A 17,266-nucleotide genomic window follows, 5' to 3' on the forward strand; every position below is an offset into this window, starting at 1 on the left:
CTGTTCACATGGCGGAGGGCGCACCCGTTTCGGGGCGAGTGCGCTTTTCTATTAGGAAACCTTGCTTTATATTTCTGTCACATCCATCCATCGATGTTCATCTTTGGGGAGTGACATGCGCAGACTCATCACCCTCCTCGCGGTAGCCCTCGTGGGCGCCGCCGGATCGCTCATGGTCGTGTCGCCGGCCTCGGCTCACGGCTACGTCTCGTCACCGCCCAGCCGGCAGGCGCTCTGCGCTCAGGGCCGGGTCGCGTGTGGCCAGATCAAGTACGAGCCGCAGAGCGTCGAAGGCGCCAAGAACCTGCGGACCTGCCACGGCAACAACTCGGTGTTCGCCGAGCTCAACGACGACAGCAAGGGCTGGCCGGCCACCAACGTCGGCACCTCGCAGACGTTCACGTGGATCAACACGGCCCGCCACGCGACCGCGAGCTGGGAGTACTTCATCGGCGGCACGCGGGTCGGCTACTTCGCCGGCAACAGCCAGCAGCCGCCGGCCACGCTCTCGCACACGGTCAACCTGAGCGGGTTCTCCGGCCGGCAGAAGGTCCTCGCCGTCTGGACCATCTCCGACACGGCGAACGCGTTCTACTCGTGCATCGACGTCAACATCGGCGGCACCGGTGGCGGCCCCACCACTCCCCCGCCGACCGGATCGTGCACGGCACCGGCGTGGAGCAGCGGCACCGTCTACGTCGGGGGCAACCTGGCGTCGCACAACAGCCGCACCTGGCGGGCCAAGTGGTGGACGCAGGGCGAGACGCCCGGTGCCGCCGACGTGTGGGCCGACCAGGGCGCCTGCTGAGAGTCCCGATGGCGAAGGGGAGCCTCACGGCTCCCCTTCAACGCGTCAGAACGCGGCGAGGACCGAACCCTGGTACTTGTCCTGGATGAACTTCTTCACCTCGGCCGAGTGCAGCAGCTTCTCCAGCTTCACCACGCGGGCGTCGGACTCGTCGCCGGTCCGGACCACGACCAGGTTCGCGTACGGGTTGTCGTCGCCCGTCTCCAGCGCGAGCGAGTCGGTGGCCGGCTTGAGACCGGTCTCGATCGCGTAGTTGCCGTTGATCACCGAGATCGCGGTGTCCTCCAGGCTCCGCGGGAGCTGGGCCGCCTCCAGAGCCTTGAACTGCAGGTTCTTCGGGTTCGCGGTGACGTCCTTCTCGGTCGCCTTCACACCGACGCCGTCCTTGAGCGTGATCAGGCCGTTCTTGGCGAGCAGGTTCAGCGCGCGGCCCGAGTTGGACGGGTCGTTCGGGATCCCGACGACCCCGCCGGCCGGCACGTCGGCGATCGCCTTGACGGTCTTGGAGTAGACGCCGAGCGGCTCGATGTGCACCGGCTCGAGCGCGGTGAACTTGTAGCCCTTCGCCGCGACCTCCTCCTCCAGGTACGGGATGTGCTGGAAGTAGTTGGCGTCCAGCTGCTTCTCGCTCAGCGCGACGTTCGGCTGGATGTAGTCGTTGAACTCGACGATCTCGATCTTCAGGCCCTCGGCGGCGGCGAAGTTCTCCGAGACGTACTTGAGGATCTCGCCGTGCGGGACGGGGCTGACGCCGACCTTCAGGGTGTCGGTCGACTTCGCCTCGCTGTCGTCCGACGAGCCGCAGGCGGCCAGGCCCAGGGTCAGGGTGGCGGCGGCCAGGACGGCGGCGAGAGAGCGGCGGCGCATTGTTTGGACCTTTCATTTCTATGGGCATTGCATGATTTCGGGCCGAGTCGACGACGACCCGGCCGTACCGCTCAGCGGTGCGACAGCCTGCGGACGAGCAGGTCACCGACCATCTGAACGAGCTGGACGAAAAGGACGAGCGCGATGACGGTCGCGATCATGACCTCGGTCTCGAAGCGCTGGTAGCCGTACCGGATCGCCAGGTCACCGAGACCGCCGCCACCGACCACACCGGCCATCGCCGAGTAGCCGACCAGAGCGATCACCGTGATCGTCAGGCCCGCGACCAGTCCCGGCAGCGCCTCCCGCAGCAGCACCTTCCCGACGATCTGCCGCCGGGTCGCGCCCATCGCGGTCGCCGCGGCCACCACGTCCGGCGGGACCTCGCGCAGCGCCGACTCGACGATCCGGGCGAAGAACGGGATCGCGCCGATGGTCAACGGCACGATGGCGGCGTCCGTGCCGATCGTGGTCCCGACGACGGCCCGGGTGAACGGGATCACCGCGACCAGCAGGATGATGAACGGCAGCGACCGTCCCACGTTCACGATCGCGCCGAGCACCACGTTGAGCGGCCGGAGCCGGCCCTTGTCGGTGAGCACCAGCAGCACCCCGACGAGCAGGCCGCCGACCGCGGTGAGCAGCGCGGACACCCCCACCATCCAGGCCGTCTCCCGCAGACCCCCGGCCAGCAGCTCGAAAACCTCGGACCAGGTCATGACACGACTCCGCGTTTGCGCAGGAACTCCAGGGCCTCACGGTTGTCCTCGGGGGCGCCCGGCAGAGCGATCCGCCACCGCCCGGCCCGCGTCGCGGCCAGCGTCTCCACAGACCCACCGAGGATGCGTACGTCCGAAGCGAACCGCCGGGCCAGCTCGGCGATGATCGGCTCCTCCGCCTCCGGACCGCTGACCGTGACGTCGACGACCGTCGCGCCGTCGACCTCGGCCGGCCCGTCCAGCGGGAACAGGCCGCGGGCCAGCTCCGACCCCGGCGCCCGCAGCAGATCGGTGATCGCGCCGGACTCGACGAACCGCCCGTCCCGCATCACCGCCGCCGACGTGCAGATCCGCTTCACCACGTTCATCTCGTGGGTGATCAGCAGGATGGTGAGGCCGAGCCGCCGGTTGAGGTCGTGCAGCAGCCGCAGGATCGACTCGGTGGTCTCCGGGTCCAGCGCCGAGGTGGCCTCGTCGGAGAGCAGCACCTTCGGCCGGGCGGCCAGCGCACGTGCGATACCGACCCGCTGCTTCTGGCCACCGGACAGCTGAGCGGGGTACGCGTCGGCGCGCCCGGTGAGCCCGACCAGCTCCAGCAACTCGGCGACCCGGGCCTTGCGCTCGGCCCGCGGGCTGCCGGTCACCTCCAGCGCGAACGCCACATTGCCGGCGACGGTCCGCGACGACAGGAGCGCGAAATGCTGGTGGATCATCCCGATCCCGTGCCGGGCCAGACGCAGCTGCTTACCGCGCAGCCTCGTCATCTCCAGGCCACCGACGCTCACCGTGCCGTCATCCGGCCGCTCCAGCATGTTGACGCAGCGCAGGAGGGTGCTCTTGCCGGCACCACTCTGCCCGAGAACCCCGAAGACCTCCCCGTCGCCGACACGGAGATCCACCCCGTCGACAGCGACGACAGACCCTCTCCTGGAGCGGTACGTCTTACGAAGACCGCTTATTTCAATCACGTAAACACCCTGGTCAGCAGTTGTGACGAGCGTCGCAATGCCTACTTGTTGAGTGGGCATTTGCGGCAGGGCCCACGCTAGCCCGTGTCACGCCTCCAGACCACTTCCTGTAACGACCCTCACGACTTCGGTCACTTTCACCGTCCCTTCCGGACTTCTGCCCCGACTGCTTCATGCCCGGCCCGCCCCCGGCACCGGCCCCACCTTCGACAGCTCTCCGGCTTGTTCATGACCGCGGCCGGTCCTGCTCGCCCGTGTCGCGGCCACAGGCATGTCGCGGGCCCACAGGCATGCCGACGCCGCCGCAGGCATGCCGACGCCGCCACAGCCATGCCGACGCCGCCACAGCCATGCCGACGCCGCCACAGCCATGCCGACGCCGCCACAGCCATGCCGACGCCGCCACAGCCATGCCGACGCCGCCACAGCCATGCCGACGCCGCGATAGGCAATTCGAGGCCACCATAGGCGTGCCGAACGCCGCCATTGGTCCACCTCTGCGCCCGGAGCGGGCGCTTCGCCCGGCGACGACTTTCAGCGGGCCTCGTGGATGAGGATCGCGATCTGAACCCGATTGGCGCAGCCCAGTTTGTCGAGGACCCGGGAGACGTAAGCCTTCACCGTCGGGACACTCATGTGCAGGTCGGCGCTGATCTCGGCGTTGGACCGGCCAGTGGCGACCGCCTCGGCGACGGTCCGCTCCCGCTCGGAGAGCCGCCGCAGTGTCGCCACAGCATGAGCGCGCCGAGCCGACTCGGCGATCGGCGCCCGGTTGCGACTGGAATCGGCTGCCGCGTCGTCACCGTGCCCCTCTCGCCCACCCCCGCCGCTACGGATGGCCCCGCCGGCCGGTGCGGCGCCGCCGTTACGGTCAGCCCCGTCGGCCGTTGCGGCGCCGCCGTTACGGTCGGCGCCGCCAGCCGGTGCGGCGCCGCCGTTATGGTCGGCGCCGCCGTTACGGTCGGCGCTGCCGGCCGGTGCGGCGCCGGTGCGGCCGACCGCGTAGTCGATCAGGCGGGGCACCACCGCGGGCGCCAGGATCGACTCGCCGGCCGCCGCGCGGCGCACCGCGCTGATGATCTCGGTCGGTGCGATGTCCTTGAGCAGGAAGCCGTTGGCGCCCAGCCGAAGCGCGCCGAGCAGATACTCGTCGGTGTCGAACGTGGTCAGCACGATGATCGCGGGCTGCGGCCCGTCACGGCGCAGCGCCTCGGTGGCGGCGAGGCCGTCCATCCGGGGCATCCGGACGTCCATCAGCACGACATCGGGCTTCAGGTCACGGGCCATCGCGATCGCCTCGGCGCCGTCACCGGCCTCACCGACGATCTCGACCTCCGCCGCGGCGCCCAGGACCAGTGACAACCCGACCCGGACCAGTGGGTCGTCGTCGGCGATCAGGACCCGGACGGAGTCGGCCATGGCACCCAGGCTTCCAGATCGAAGGTGAGCCCGGTTCGCGGGTCTCCGTGGACACCGTGCCGCAGACGGCCGTCCAGCAGCTCGACCCGCTCGGTCAGGCCCGGCAGCCCGCTACCCGCTCCGGGAATCGGCGTCCCGCCGCCCTCACCCGGGCCACCGTCGGCGGATGAAGCGGCCTGGCCGGCAGCAGCGTCACCGCCGAGTTCACCCGACACGGCGCCGCGAGCACCGCGGCGGAGTGGGCGGCCAGGCCCGGAGGGGAGGCGGTTGACGGGTGGGAGCGGATTGGAGACCTGGATGTACAGCTCGCCGTCGTCTGTGCGCTCCAGCAGAAGCGTCACGGGACTGCCGGGGGCGTGTTTGCCGGCATTGGTCAAGCCCTCCTGGACCAGGCGGTAGGCGGTGCGGCCCAGGGAGGGGCTGAGCGCAAGGTCGCCGAGACGGTTGGCCGCCGTCACCTCCATGCCCGCCGCCCGGGAATCGGCGATCAGACGATCCAGGTGGCGCACGTCGGGCTGGGGGCGCAGAGCGTCACCGGGGCCGGCCCGCAGGACGCCGAGGATCTCGCGCAGATCCTCGAGGGCGTGGTGGGCACTGTCCCGGATCGTCGCGGCCGCCACGGCCACCTCTTCCGGCGTCAGGTCGGGGCGGACCTGCAGCGCCCCGGCGTGCAGGCTGACCATGGAGATGCGGTGGGCGAGGGCGTCGTGCATCTCGCGGGCGATCCGCTCGCGTTCACGGGCGCGCGACTGCTCGGCTCGCAGTTGCGCCTCCGTCTCGGCGCGGACGGCCCGCTCGCGCAGCGACTCCACCAGCTCCCGTCTGGAGCGCGCGGCCAGCCCGAGCGCCACCGTGGCGGCGAGGACGGCGACGGTCAACATGAAGCCCACCACCGAGCCCACCGTGACCGGCATGGTCGGATCCGGGTAGACCAGCGTGTAGGCGATCCCGCCGGCCAGATTGAACAGGACCAGAGCGACGACCGATCGGCCGCGCCGCAACGACACCACGGTGTAGAGCCCGATCAACCCGGCGACCCCGGCGCCGTCGGCGAACACCGAGGCGGCCGTGAGGAAGACGGCCACCGGCATCGGATGGGTGCGCCGCCACCACAGTGCCGACGACAGGACGCACCCGGCCACGAAGTGCAGGAAGACGACGTTCTCGGAGAGCCCACGGGTGGTCTCGGCCTCGCCGACCAGCAGCAGGCCACCGAACCACGCGAACAGGATGGCCGCCACATCCATGGCACGCCCGCTCAGCCGCCGCCCCCGGCCGGACGCCGTGCCCGACGGTGCAGCGGACACGACTGGCCCGGCGGACACGACCGGCACAGCGACCGGCCTGGGGGACACGGCCGGCACGGCCGACACGGCGGACACGGCGGACACGGCCGGGGCGGCGGACACGAGCGGCGCGGCGGACGGAGAGGTGCGCCCGGCCGGGGCGGCAGGCGCGGGGAATGCGACGGCGGTCGGATCCGGCGGGCTCGCGGGCTCGGCGACGGACGCGGGCGGGAGCGTCTCCGAGGCACGCCTCGGCGACACCGTCTCGGATGCAGGCCCCAGCGAAAGCGCTTCGGGAACGGGGTGCCGGCCGGGTGTGCTCATGAGCGGACCAGCGGGCGCCAGAGCTGACGGTCCCCGTCGTCGCGGACCGCGTAGCCGAGCTTCTCCAGGGAGTCGCGAAGCTCGGCGGCCTCACGCGTGGCCTTCTTGCGCAGGGCCACGGCGCGGGCGGACAGGACCGCCTCGACGGCCACGGGGAGCTGCTCCCCGCCCGGGATCCACGGCTGGTAGAGGCCGGTGAAGGGGTCCTCGTCGTGCCAGGGGTAGCCGTACTCCATGAAGGTCTGCTCCAGCGGGCGACTCTCCGCCTGCGGCTCGCCGTGGAACAGCTGCCGGGACTCGCGGTCGAGGATGACCAGGAAGCTGCCGTCCATGAAGACGAAGTCGATCTGTGGGCGGGCGAAGGCGACCTCGCGGTCTCCGGTCTGCAGCCGCACCTCGCCCGGGCCGACGGTCACCCGGGTGCTGCGGCGCACGATCTCCACGCTGGCGAGCGCGCCGAGCACCGCCAGGATGACGGCCTGGACCGCCACTTTCCACCAGGTGTCGACGGACCCGACCAACCGCCACACGACGCCGAGCACCGGGAAGTGCGCGCTGACCAGCCAGCGCGCGAGGATCGGCGCCAGCACGGCCACGAGCACGCCGGCAGCGGCGGGGCCGAGCAGCACGAGCACCCGGCCGGCCGGGGAGAACGCGAGCACCGTCGGCTCCCGGCCCGATGTGTCGCCACCCATTCCCGCTCCCGTTCCGCCGTACCGATGCCCTCGACGCTATGCCCGGCGGCGGCGACCCGGCCAGTTGCCGAAAGTCGATCCTTCGAGACTTTGGTATATGTCTGCGCTCACGCCTCCGGGATGGCCAGGGCGATGGTCAGCGCGAGCACCCACTGCGGGTCGCGGAGCCGATCACCGTACAGCTCGCGCAGCCGCGCCATCCGGTAGCGGACCGTCTGCGGGTGCACGAACAGCTCGGCCGCGACGTCCTCGCGGCGGCCCTGATGCAGCAGCCAGCTGCGCAGCGTCTCGATCAGCTTGGCGGCGGCGGCCCCGCGCTCCCCGGCGAGTGGCGTCAGCGCCCACGCGCGCAGGTCCTCCAGGGCGCTCGGGTCGGCGGTCACCACCACGGCCGCGAGATGGTCCTCGGTGTCGGTCACCGCGCCGCCGTCCGGCGGGCTGAGCCGGTGCACCCGCACCGCCCGATCCAGCGAGCTGCGCGCCTCGGTCCACGGACGGGCCGGGCCGATCACCACATTGTGCCCGGTGAGCAGCCGGTTCAGCGTCGGGCGGGAGCAACCCTGCGGATCCGGCACGAACAGCACGGTCAACCCCGGCAGATCGGGTACGGCGTCCGCGAGCTGCAGCGTGCGCGGATCCAGCAGGTCGATCACCCAGCGTGCGGCGCGCTCCGGCAGCAGCAGCGCGGTGAGGGTCTGCGGCGGCGCCCACTCGGCCTGCTCCGCCAGACCCTGCAGGACGTGTGGGGGCTCCCCCGCTACCAGCGCCTGGGCCAGCTCCTGGAGCCGCCGCTGACGGATCCGGCCGGACGCCGCGAGCTCGTCGGCATGCCCGGCGACGCTCGCCGCGGACAACTCGTCGATGTACGCGAAGACCAGCTCGGCGAAGTCGGCGATGGTGGCTGCCGGCTGTCCCGCCTCGACGCTGATCGCCGCCAGTCCGCGCCACGCCACCCGGGCGCCCACCCGGTAGGCCGCGAGCAGCGCGTCCAGGCTACGGCCGGATCGCGCCTCGCCACGGCCCAGCGCGTACGCCGCCTCGATCGCCGACGACATCGGGGTGCCGGGGTCGGCGCCGGGCCGGGACACCAGGCTGAGGAAGGTGCCGAGGGCGGCCCGCACCGCGCGCGCGATCTTGTGCCCGAGCACGCCGGAGAACGGCTCCGCATATGCCGGCACCTCGCGGATGATGGCGGCTATGGTCTGGGAGGACACCTTCGGAAGGCCGTGCCGGAGCGGATCGATCACCTCAGTCGGCAGACGATACGACCGTACGTCACGTATCGGTTGTTTCACGCGGTCTGCCCGCATTTCGCCCGACATGCCTTCTCCTCTCCCGCAGGTTTGTTCACGATGCCCCGCAAACCCGCACTCTGGAAAGGTTTGAGCAGGCATCCTTGTCCCCGTCGAACAAGTATGCCGCCACGGATTCACTTCCCCTGGTCAGGACTTTGCTCTTGTCAGGCAGCAGGCTTGGTCATGTGGCAGTTACCCAGAAGTTGCGCGACGGCGCGTGGCGCGTAGTCGAGCTGATCACCACCCCGGTGGTGCCGGCCGACTACCTCGACGTGATCGCGCCCCTGCGCAACCCCACCGTCCTGCGCGCCCGGATCGACGCGGTGCGCCCCGAGACCGCCAAGGCGGTCACGCTGGTGCTGCGCCCCGGCCGTGGATGGCAGCCACACCGCCCCGGGCAGTATGTTCGGCTCGGCGTGGACGTCGACGGCGTGCGGCTGTGGCGCGCCTACTCGGTGAGCAGCGCGGCCGGCCGCGGCGACGGCAGGTTCACCGTCACGGTGAACGCCGTCGAGAACGGTGTGGTCAGCTCCTACCTGCTGAAGAACGCCCGCAAGGGCATGATCGTCCACCTGGACCTGCCGGACGGCGAGTTCCAGTTGCCCGAGCAGCGGCCCGCGAAGGCGCTCTTCGTGACGGCCGGCAGCGGCATCACCCCGGTGATGGGCATGCTGCGCAGCGCCCTGCACGAGCTGAGCGACGTCGTCGTGGTCCACTCGGCGCGGACCGCCGAGGACGTCGTCTTCGGCGCCGAGCTGCGTGACCTCGCCGCCCAGGGCCGGATCCGGCTGATCGAACGGCACACCCGCGCCGACGGACGACTCAAGCCGGACGCGCTCGCCGACCTGGTCCCCGACCTCTTCGAGCGGGAGACCTGGGCGTGCGGCCCCGGTGACCTCCTCGACGATCTGCAGGAGCACTGGGCCGACGCGGGCGCCGCCGACCGCCTGCACATCGAGCGCTTCCGGACGGTGGTGCTCGTCGCCGGAGACGGCGGGACGGTCACCTTCGAGAAGTCCGGTCTGGTCGTCGAGGCCTCCGGCGGCACCTCGATCCTGGAGGCCGGCGAGGCCGCCGGGCAGCTGATGAAGTCCGGCTGCCGGATGGGCATCTGCTACAAGTGCGTGCTCCCGATGCGCGAGGGCATCGTCCGTGACCTGCGTGACGGCACCATCACCACCGCCTCCGAGGTGGACGGCGACAAGCCCTTGATCCAGACCTGCATCTCGGCTGCCGCCGGCCCGTGCCGGATCGACGCCTGACCCTCCCTGACCTGATCCCCTCCGAGGCCGCAACCCTCTCCAGCCCCACCCGAGAGCCGCTCCCCGGCGAGCCGGCTCCCACGAAAGACGAGGAAGTTCCGTGACGACGCTGCAGCGCAAGGAAGTCAACCCGATCGCCCACCTGTCCCCCGAGGACATCGAGCAGATCGGCCGCGAACTCGACGCCATCCGGGACGAGGTGCTCGCCGTCCGCGGCGAGAAGGACGCGAAATACATCCGGCGGATGATCGCCATTCAGCGGCGCCTGGAGGTCGGCAGCCGGGCCGTGCTCCTCTTCTCCGTGCTCCCGCCGGCCTGGATCCTCGGCACCATCGGCCTCTCCATCTCCAAGATCCTGGAGAACATGGAGATCGGCCACAACATCCTGCACGGCCAGTACGACTTCATGCGCGACCCGAAGATCCACTCGACCACGTGGGAGTGGGACTTCGCAGCGCCCGCCGAGCAGTGGAAGCACTCGCACAACGAGCTGCATCACAAGTACACCAACGTGATCGGCCGCGACAACGACCTCGGCTACGGCATCATGCGCGTCGACGAGCAGCAGAAGTGGGCGCCCGCGCACCTCGGCCAGCCGCTCTACAACTTCATCAACGCCTGCCTCTTCGAGTACGGCATCGCCGCCTACGACCTGGAGCTCGGCCGCAACCTGTCGAGCAAGCGCCGCCGCAACAACCCCGACTTCCGGGCCCGGCTGCGTCAGGTCGGCCGCAAGATCCGCAACCAGGCGTTGAAGGACTACGTCGCCCACCCGGCCCTGGCCGTGCCGGTCGGCCTGGCCTTCGGCAACCCGTTCGGCGCGTTCTTCGGCACCTTGGCCGCCAACGTGGTCGCCAACGTGGCCCGCAACCTGTGGAGCCACTCGGTGATCATGTGCGGTCACTTCCCGAAGGGTGTGGAGACCTTCGAGCGGACCTCGATCACCGGCGAGACCCGCGGTGAGTGGTACCTGCGGCAGATGCTCGGGTCGGCCAACATCTCCGGCAGCAAGCTCATGCACATCATGACCGGCAACCTGTCCCACCAGATCGAACACCACCTCTTCCCCGACCTGCCGGCCAGCCGCTACGCGGAGATCGCGCCGAAGGTACGGGCCCTGTTCGAGAAGTACGAGCTCAAGTACGTCACCGGGCCGTTCGTCGTGCAGGTGGCCTCGGCGTGGGCCAAGGTCTTCCGCCTCGCCCTGCCGAACCGCAAGCCGGCCCGCGAGATCGACCACGCGGTCCCGCCGCGCCACCCGGCCGAAGCCACCGTCTGATCCACTCCGGCACGCTCCGCCGCTGCCCGGCCGCTCACCCGCGGCCGGGCAGCGGCGTTTCCGGCCCGGCCTGCCGCGCTCCACAACGGCGGCGCCCCACCACAGCGGCCATCACGGCAGCAACACCCGACAGCAGCTACGCCTCCCAACAGCGGCGTCCCCCAACAGCGGCGGGGAAACCCGCCGGAAACAGAGGCGCGGGTGGCGGAAGGGCCTCCGGAACGGAACCGCAGTGTGCCAACGGCTGCTGGATAGGGGCCACTTCCGAGGATCGGCCGCCGGAACGACCGTTGGAACAACAGCTGTGGAAGATCGACCGCTCGGGAGGGCGGCCCTACTCGGCTGGGAGGCCCAAGCCGCCGAGCACGGTGAACTCGCGGCTGGTGAACTCGCCGGTCAGCATGGGCATGGCCTCGGCGATGGCGGCACGGGTCTCCGGGAGCTGCAGCGAGGCGTCGTGATGCTCCTTGCTGTCCCACACCTCATGGACCCAGATCGTCTGATCATCATCGTCGGCGACACCGACCACGTAGAGATGACAACCGGCGGCACGCACACCGTCGGAGGCGCGCAGCAGGATCTTCGCCACCTGGTCACGGTGGCCGGGCTTCACCTTCATCGAACCGAAGTAGCCGTATTTCACGATCGTCTCCTCCTCGGTCGTCCCCGTCCTGCCTCACACCCTGCCAGCCGGGTACGACACTTTTCGCCCGACAGGTCTCCACCCGGCCCCCGGGCGTAAGCGGCGTCACACCCGGCTCGGCGCCTGGTCAGGACGCAGGTAGGCCAGTTCCGGGAACTCGGAGCGGTAGGCGTCGATCAGGCGGGCCGCCACCTCGGGCCCGACCAGCGGGTGTGCGGCCATCGCCCGTACCGCTGAGGTCCTCGAACCGGAAGCGACCGCCTCCAGAATGTGGCGCTCGGACGTCTTGACCGCTCTCACCAGCTCCGTGCCATGCTCCGGAAGCGGAGCGACGCGCTGGGGAACGGCTCCGGCCGCGGTGACCGTGCAGGGCACCTCGACCACCGCATCGCCGTCGAGAACGTCCAGCGTGCCTCTGTTGCGCACGTTGAGGATCAGGGTGGCCGGCTCGTCGTGGGCCAGGGCGCGCATGACCGCGAGAGCCACCCCCTCGTAGCCGGCCGGACGGGACTCGTCGTGCTCACGGTCACCGGCCCCGGTCAGCTCCCGGTTCTCGGCCATGTAGGTGGCCTCGCGCTCACGCCACGCCGCCAGCCAGGCGTCGAGGGGATCCCCGGCGGCGATCTCGGCGTAGCAGCGGTGCTGCTGGCCGAGCAGGAACTCACCACGCGTGCGTGCCGCACCCCGCACCGCGGCCAGGGTCCCGGCAGCGTCGTAATAATAGTGCAGATATTCATTGGGTACGGCGCGCAGCTCCCGTAGTAGGCCGGCGCCGAAGAGCCGCCCCTCCTCGATCGACTCGAGCCGTTTCGGATCGTCGAGCAGCACACCCAGCAGCCCTTCGCTGCTCTCGGCACCAGACGCCCCCGCCCGACCCGACCCGGACGCAGAGCCCAGCGGGCCAGCCCAACCGGGCCCGGACGGGAATAGGTCAGCCGAACCCGATGCGGACGTGGAAGCGAGCGGGTCGGCCTGACCTGATCCGGACGGGGAGGCGGACGGGTCGGCCCGACCTGATCCTGGCGTGGGGGTGGACGGCGGTTCGCCGAGGGGGTGGATGCCGTAGAGCCAGCCGAGATGGTTGAGCCCGGCGTAGTCGACGCGGACCGTGGCCGGATCAGCGCCGATCGCACGGACCACCCGGTCGGCCAGGCCGGACGGAGAGTCGCAGATGCCGATGACCCGGTCGCCGAGGTGGGTGGCCATCGCCTCGGTGACCAGGCCGGCCGGGTTGGTGAAGTTGATCGTCCAGGCGTCGGGGGCCAGGCGGGCGATGCGGGCGGCGATACGGTGGGCCTCGGGGACGGTGCGCAGACCGTAGGAGATGCCGCCCGCGCCCACGGTCTCCTGGCCCAGCACTCCCACATCCAGGGCGACCCGCTCGTCGACGACCCGGCCGCGGAGGCCACCGAGCCGGATCGCGCAGAACACGAACGCGGCGCCGGTCACGGCCTCGTCCAGGTCGGTCGTGGTGACGAGGGTGGGCGCGTCCGGCACGTCACGGGCCTGGGCGGCGAGCACCCGGCCAATCGCGTCGAGGCGCTCGCGGTCGACATCGTGCAGGACCAGCTCGGTGATGCCGGTCCGGCGGCGGTCGGCGAGCAGCGCCCGGTGCACCAGCGGCACCCGGAAACCGCCGCCGCCGAGAATCGTCAGTCGCATCTCATCACCGTAGTTCTCGTCTGCGGCACGGCTCTCGGACGGTCTGGCCTCACCGGGTATCGGTCCGGAACGTGTTTCCACCCTCCCCCATCTCGAGCGATCGACCCCCCGGAACCGTGGTGGACCGAACATCGACCAGATGCGGCTGGCAAGCCGCTTCCAGCGAGAGACGGCAGAGGCGGCCAGGGTGGGCCGGTAGGCAATGGCGTCGACATTGGGGCAGGCCGGTAAGCGAAGACGCCAACATTGAGGCAGGCCGGTGAGCGATGGGTGTCGAAGACGGCGGCAGGGCCGGGCCGGGCAGCGGTCAGTGGTCGGGCTGGGCGTCGGAGAGGCGGGCGATCGTGGCGGTCGCCCGGTGGACGGCGTTGCGGCTGCCCGGGGGGATCACGTCGTCGAGGAAGCCGAAACGGGTGGCCAGCTCCGCACTGGTGTCTCGGTGGCGGGTGGCCTGCCACCAGTCGGCGATGTCGCCCCAGCCGGGCGCCGAAAGGGAACCGCCGAAATGCTGGACCGACAGCGCGCCGACCAGAGTGGCGAAGGCGACCCGGTCAGGCAGCGGCCAGCCGCCCAGGGTGCCGGTGATGAACCCGGCGGTGAAGACGTCGCCGGCGCCCGTCGGGTCGAGGGCCTCCACCGGCACGCCCGGGACGGTCGCCACCTCACCGGTCGTGCCGTCGACCGCCAGCGCGCCGTCGCCGCCGCACGTCACGACCACCACCGGGACCAGGCCGGACAGCTTCTCCAACGCCTGACGCGGGTCGTCGGTGCGGGTGTAGCGCATGGCCTCGACCTGGTTCGGCAGGAAGGCGTGACAGTCGGACAGGTCGTCCAGCACGTCGAACGACCACTGCTCGGTCTCGTCCCACCCGACGTCGGCGAACACCATCGTGCCTGCGGCCCGGGCCCGCCGCACCCAGCCGGTCCCCTCCGGTGCCAGGCTCACCGCCGCGCTGCGGGCCGCCGGGAGACCATTGACCAGGCCGTCCTCGTCGGTCGGGAGCGGATGGCCGTGGGTGATCATGCTGCGGTCGCGGTCATAAGCCAGAGAGACGGTCACCGGCGAGTGCCAGTCGTCGACCCGGCGCGACGCGGACAGGTCGATGCCCTCCTGGCGACTGAGCACCCGATGGCAGAACTCACCATAGGCATCCGAGCTGAGCGCGGTGCCCAGGCCGGTGTGCAGGCCGAGCCGGCTCGCGGCGACCGCCAGGTTGGCCACCCCGCCGGGGCACGAGCCCATGCCGCTCGCCCGGACCTCCTCGCCGGGTGCGGGCAGGTCACGTAGCCCGGTGAAGATGACGTCGAGATAGACGACTCCCGGAACGAAGAGGTCGAGCGGTCGCGCCATCGTCCGATCTTAGCCCCGCTCCTATCGGCCAAGTCGTGATTGATCAGCCTGCCTTTCGTAGATCGGCGTGGGCGGCACGCAGTGTGTCGACGACCCGATCGGTGCCCCCCGGCCGGATGTCGTCGAGCAGGCGCCACGCCTCGTCCAACGCTTGGGACAACTCGCCTATCCGGTGGGCGTGCTGACGGCGAACGTCCTCCCGAACCTTCTCGATCCGCCGCATCCAGCCCTCGGCACCGGCGCTGGACGGGGTGCCGGACCGGCCCTCGGCACGGGTCTCCGGCCCGGACGGCGAGCGCGGCACGGAGGTGGACGGCGAACGCGGCGCGGAGGTGGACGGCGAACGCGGCGCGGAGGTGGACGGCGAGGCAGAGGGATCGACGGCCGGTGGGAAGGCGCCGCTCGGCGGGGCCGGCCCGTTGCCGAGGGCCTCGGACACCGGGACGATCGCGGCGATCGGCCGGCCCCCGTCGACCACGACGGTGACCTGGCCGGTCAGCCCGGTGACCCGGACGAGTTGCTGGAACCGCAGGCGAGCCTCAGCGACCGTGAGCTCGATCTGGCGGCGAATCGGCGTTGCTGGTTCTCCCATACCGCGATGATGCGCCGGGGGTATGACAAAAATGCGTGGGCGGCCGGTTACCCGTACGGATAGATTCCGCCCCATGACCACCGCCGATGATGTGCGCGCCGCCGTCTCTCTCGCCGCAGCCACCTTGCGGACAGCCGTCGGGCGGGACTGGCATGTGCCGGCCGCGGGCCTGACCTGGTCCTGCTGGGAGACTGTGGAGCATGTCGCTGACGACCTCTTCGCGTACGCCGGGCAGGTGGCCTCGGAGAACACGCCGCCGGAGTCGTATGTCCCGTTCGGATGGCGGCGCAGCCGTCCCGACGGGCCGGCTCTGACGATCTTCAGCGAGGACCCGAAGAACCAGGAGGGGCTGGTACAGGTCCTGGAGTCGTCGGGTGGGCTGCTCGCTGCCGTGGTCACGGTCGCGCCGCCGGAGCGCCGGGCGTTCCATCCCTACGGTGTTTCGGATCCGGCCGGGTTCGCGGCGATGGGCGTGGTGGAGACGCTGGTGCACCTGCACGACGTCGCGGTGGCTCTCGACCTGCCGTGGGCGCCGCCGGAAGACCTTTGCGACCGGGCGCTGCGCCGTCTCTTCCGAGAGGCCCGGAAACGGCCGACCGAAGGGAGACCCCGGAAACGGCCGGCCGAGGGGAGACCCCGGAAACGGCCGGCCGGTGGGAGACGCTGCTGTGGGCGACCGGCCGGGCCGAGTTGCCGGGCCGCCCCCGCCGTACCGAATGGAAGTGGGACGGCACACCGGCGACCGCTATCTGAGCCGGTAGGCGCAGAGCAGCTTCATCGCCTTCTCGGCGCCGTCGTTGAGCACGGCCAGGTCCACGTCGCTGAAGATCCGGGGCCGGGCGTCGATCACGCAGTGCGCCCCGAGCGAATGCCCGCCGCTGCCGGTGAGCGGCACCCCGAGGTAGCTGCGCAGCCCGGTCAGCTGCAGGAACGGGTTGCCGGCGTGTCGTGGGTCGGTCATGCCGTCGACCACGCAGTACGGTTCGCCGGCGAGCACGGTGTGGGCGCAGATGGCCCACTCCGCGGGGACGCCCCGGGTCTCGGCGACCCATCCGGCGATGCCGTGGGAGCCGATGATGAACTGGGACGTGTCGAGCACGACCGAGACCAGGGCGACGGGGGCTTCGAGGAGGCCGGCGCTGCGCTGGGCGAGAGCGTCGAGGCTGGTTCGCAGGTCGGGGTCGAAGAGGTCGTAGCCGGCGATCTCCCGGATGCGCTCCGGGAGACCGAGCCGGTCGAACAGGTCGGTCCTCACGACAGCTCCTTCGTCAGAAGTGACAGCCGGGTGTGCGCGGCTCGCGGGTCGTTGAACGTGGGCCGGGCTCAGGTCGGCCCAGATCCTTCGGCCTCAGCCGTACATCTCGCTCATCCTGTTCTCCCGATACGGATGGCCCTCGTTGCCCGCACCATTCAGGTCGGCAACCCGCGGCAACCTCTGAGCAACCATCCGGACCAGGCAAAACGTCAGTCCGGCACCGAGGGGCCGTTACGGGTGAGGCGGCGCGGGTAGTCGCCAGGACATGACCACGGTGCAGAAGGAACAGGATGTCATCGAGCTGCTGCTCAGCCAGCATCAGCAGATCAAGGCCCTCTTCACCCGGGTGAACCAGTCCACCGGGGAGACGAAGCGGGATGCCTTCCAGGAGCTGACCCGGCTGCTCGCGGTGCATGAGAGCGCCGAGGAGCAGGTGGTCCACCCGGCTGCCCGGGCCGACGCCGGCGACGCGGTCGTGGAGGCCCGCCTCGAAGAGGAGAACATGGCCAAGCGCGATCTGGCCGACCTCTACGAGCTGGGTGTCGAGTCGCCGGACTTCGACGCTCGGTTCGCCGAGTTCGAGGCCGCGGTGCTCAGCCACGCGCTGCACGAGGAGCAGGAGGAGTTCCCGCAGCTGCGGACGAAGACCGACCCGGACCGGCTGCTGCGGATGGCCGGGGCGGTCCGCGCCGCCGAGGCCGTCTCGCCGACCCGCCCGCACCCGGAGGCCGGTGAGAGCCCGGTGGCCAACCTGATCGCCGGTCCGCCGCTGGCGATCTTCGACAGGACGCGGGACGCCGTCCGGGACTGGCACCAGTCGCAGAAGGACTGAACGCGGTGG

Annotated in this window: 16 protein-coding genes; 4 read left to right on the forward strand and 12 right to left on the reverse strand. The window is 70.8% G+C overall.

Going from position 1 to position 17,266, the window contains the following annotated elements:
- Nucleotides 1–115: 115 nt before the first annotated feature.
- The gene (locus ACQPZW_RS35980) at nt 116–808 is read left to right on the forward strand and encodes a lytic polysaccharide monooxygenase (protein ID WP_433790459.1); all 693 of its coding nucleotides are present in this window, start codon (nt 116–118) and stop codon (nt 806–808) included.
- 45 nt (nt 809–853) lie between these two features.
- Here ACQPZW_RS35980 and ACQPZW_RS35985 read toward each other — a convergent pair whose 3' ends face one another.
- The 7 genes from ACQPZW_RS35985 to ACQPZW_RS36015 all read right to left on the reverse strand — a co-directional run bounded on the left by ACQPZW_RS35985 (nt 854) and on the right by ACQPZW_RS36015 (nt 8,396).
- Nucleotides 854–1,675 carry a MetQ/NlpA family ABC transporter substrate-binding protein gene (locus ACQPZW_RS35985; protein WP_433790460.1) on the reverse strand — a complete coding sequence of 274 codons (822 nt, stop codon included), beginning with the start codon at nt 1,673–1,675 and terminating at the stop codon, nt 854–856.
- A 71-nt stretch (nt 1,676–1,746) separates the two neighbouring features.
- Complete coding sequence (locus tag ACQPZW_RS35990; RefSeq protein WP_433790461.1) at nt 1,747–2,394, reverse strand: methionine ABC transporter permease; 648 nt, start codon at nt 2,392–2,394, stop codon at nt 1,747–1,749.
- A complete protein-coding gene (locus ACQPZW_RS35995; protein ID WP_433790462.1) occupies nt 2,391–3,293 on the reverse strand; it encodes a methionine ABC transporter ATP-binding protein in 903 nt (300 codons plus the stop codon). The genes ACQPZW_RS35990 and ACQPZW_RS35995 overlap by 4 nt, the downstream gene beginning before the upstream one ends.
- Before the next feature lie 603 nt (nt 3,294–3,896).
- The gene (locus ACQPZW_RS36000; RefSeq protein ID WP_433790463.1) at nt 3,897–4,781 is read right to left on the reverse strand and encodes a response regulator; all 885 of its coding nucleotides are present in this window, start codon (nt 4,779–4,781) and stop codon (nt 3,897–3,899) included.
- Complete coding sequence (locus tag ACQPZW_RS36005) at nt 4,757–6,028, reverse strand: histidine kinase (protein WP_433790464.1); 1,272 nt, start codon at nt 6,026–6,028, stop codon at nt 4,757–4,759. Before ACQPZW_RS36005 ends, ACQPZW_RS36000 begins: the two co-directional genes overlap by 25 nt.
- Before the next feature lie 359 nt (nt 6,029–6,387).
- Nucleotides 6,388–7,086 (reverse strand): YqeB family protein, encoded by a 699-nt coding sequence (locus tag ACQPZW_RS36010; protein ID WP_433790465.1) that lies wholly within the window; start codon nt 7,084–7,086, stop codon nt 6,388–6,390.
- Nucleotides 7,087–7,193: 107 nt separating this feature from the next.
- On the reverse strand, nt 7,194–8,396 hold the full coding sequence (locus tag ACQPZW_RS36015) for a PucR family transcriptional regulator (RefSeq protein ID WP_433797724.1): 1,203 nt from the start codon (nt 8,394–8,396) through the stop codon (nt 7,194–7,196).
- 170 nt (nt 8,397–8,566) lie between these two features.
- Between ACQPZW_RS36015 and ACQPZW_RS36020 the strand changes: the two genes are divergently transcribed.
- Together ACQPZW_RS36020 and ACQPZW_RS36025 are read left to right on the forward strand one after the other, a co-directional pair.
- Entirely contained in the window at nt 8,567–9,643 is a 1,077-nt protein-coding gene (locus tag ACQPZW_RS36020) for a ferredoxin reductase (RefSeq protein WP_433790466.1), read from the forward strand.
- A 100-nt stretch (nt 9,644–9,743) separates the two neighbouring features.
- Nucleotides 9,744–10,922 carry a fatty acid desaturase family protein gene (locus ACQPZW_RS36025; protein ID WP_433790467.1) on the forward strand — a complete coding sequence of 393 codons (1,179 nt, stop codon included), beginning with the start codon at nt 9,744–9,746 and terminating at the stop codon, nt 10,920–10,922.
- 334 nt (nt 10,923–11,256) lie between these two features.
- Here ACQPZW_RS36025 and ACQPZW_RS36030 read toward each other — a convergent pair whose 3' ends face one another.
- From ACQPZW_RS36030 to ACQPZW_RS36050, 5 genes are all read right to left on the reverse strand, one after another.
- Complete coding sequence (locus tag ACQPZW_RS36030) at nt 11,257–11,565, reverse strand: putative quinol monooxygenase (protein WP_433790468.1); 309 nt, start codon at nt 11,563–11,565, stop codon at nt 11,257–11,259.
- A 105-nt stretch (nt 11,566–11,670) separates the two neighbouring features.
- The gene (locus ACQPZW_RS36035) at nt 11,671–13,227 is read right to left on the reverse strand and encodes a 6-phospho-beta-glucosidase (protein ID WP_433790469.1); all 1,557 of its coding nucleotides are present in this window, start codon (nt 13,225–13,227) and stop codon (nt 11,671–11,673) included.
- Nucleotides 13,228–13,534: 307 nt separating this feature from the next.
- Nucleotides 13,535–14,578 carry a carbohydrate kinase family protein gene (locus ACQPZW_RS36040; RefSeq protein WP_433790470.1) on the reverse strand — a complete coding sequence of 348 codons (1,044 nt, stop codon included), beginning with the start codon at nt 14,576–14,578 and terminating at the stop codon, nt 13,535–13,537.
- Nucleotides 14,579–14,621: 43 nt separating this feature from the next.
- The gene (locus ACQPZW_RS36045) at nt 14,622–15,170 is read right to left on the reverse strand and encodes a hypothetical protein (RefSeq protein WP_433790471.1); all 549 of its coding nucleotides are present in this window, start codon (nt 15,168–15,170) and stop codon (nt 14,622–14,624) included.
- Nucleotides 15,171–15,915: 745 nt separating this feature from the next.
- Nucleotides 15,916–16,425 carry a GAF domain-containing protein gene (locus ACQPZW_RS36050; RefSeq protein WP_433790472.1) on the reverse strand — a complete coding sequence of 170 codons (510 nt, stop codon included), beginning with the start codon at nt 16,423–16,425 and terminating at the stop codon, nt 15,916–15,918.
- A gap of 265 nt (nt 16,426–16,690) precedes the next feature.
- Between ACQPZW_RS36050 and ACQPZW_RS36055 the strand changes: the two genes are divergently transcribed.
- A complete protein-coding gene (locus ACQPZW_RS36055) occupies nt 16,691–17,257 on the forward strand; it encodes a hemerythrin domain-containing protein (protein WP_433790473.1) in 567 nt (188 codons plus the stop codon).
- Nucleotides 17,258–17,266: the final 9 nt, after the last annotated feature.

This window comes from Actinoplanes sp. CA-252034 (genome assembly GCF_050956125.1).
Taxonomy (GTDB): domain Bacteria; phylum Actinomycetota; class Actinomycetes; order Mycobacteriales; family Micromonosporaceae; genus Actinoplanes.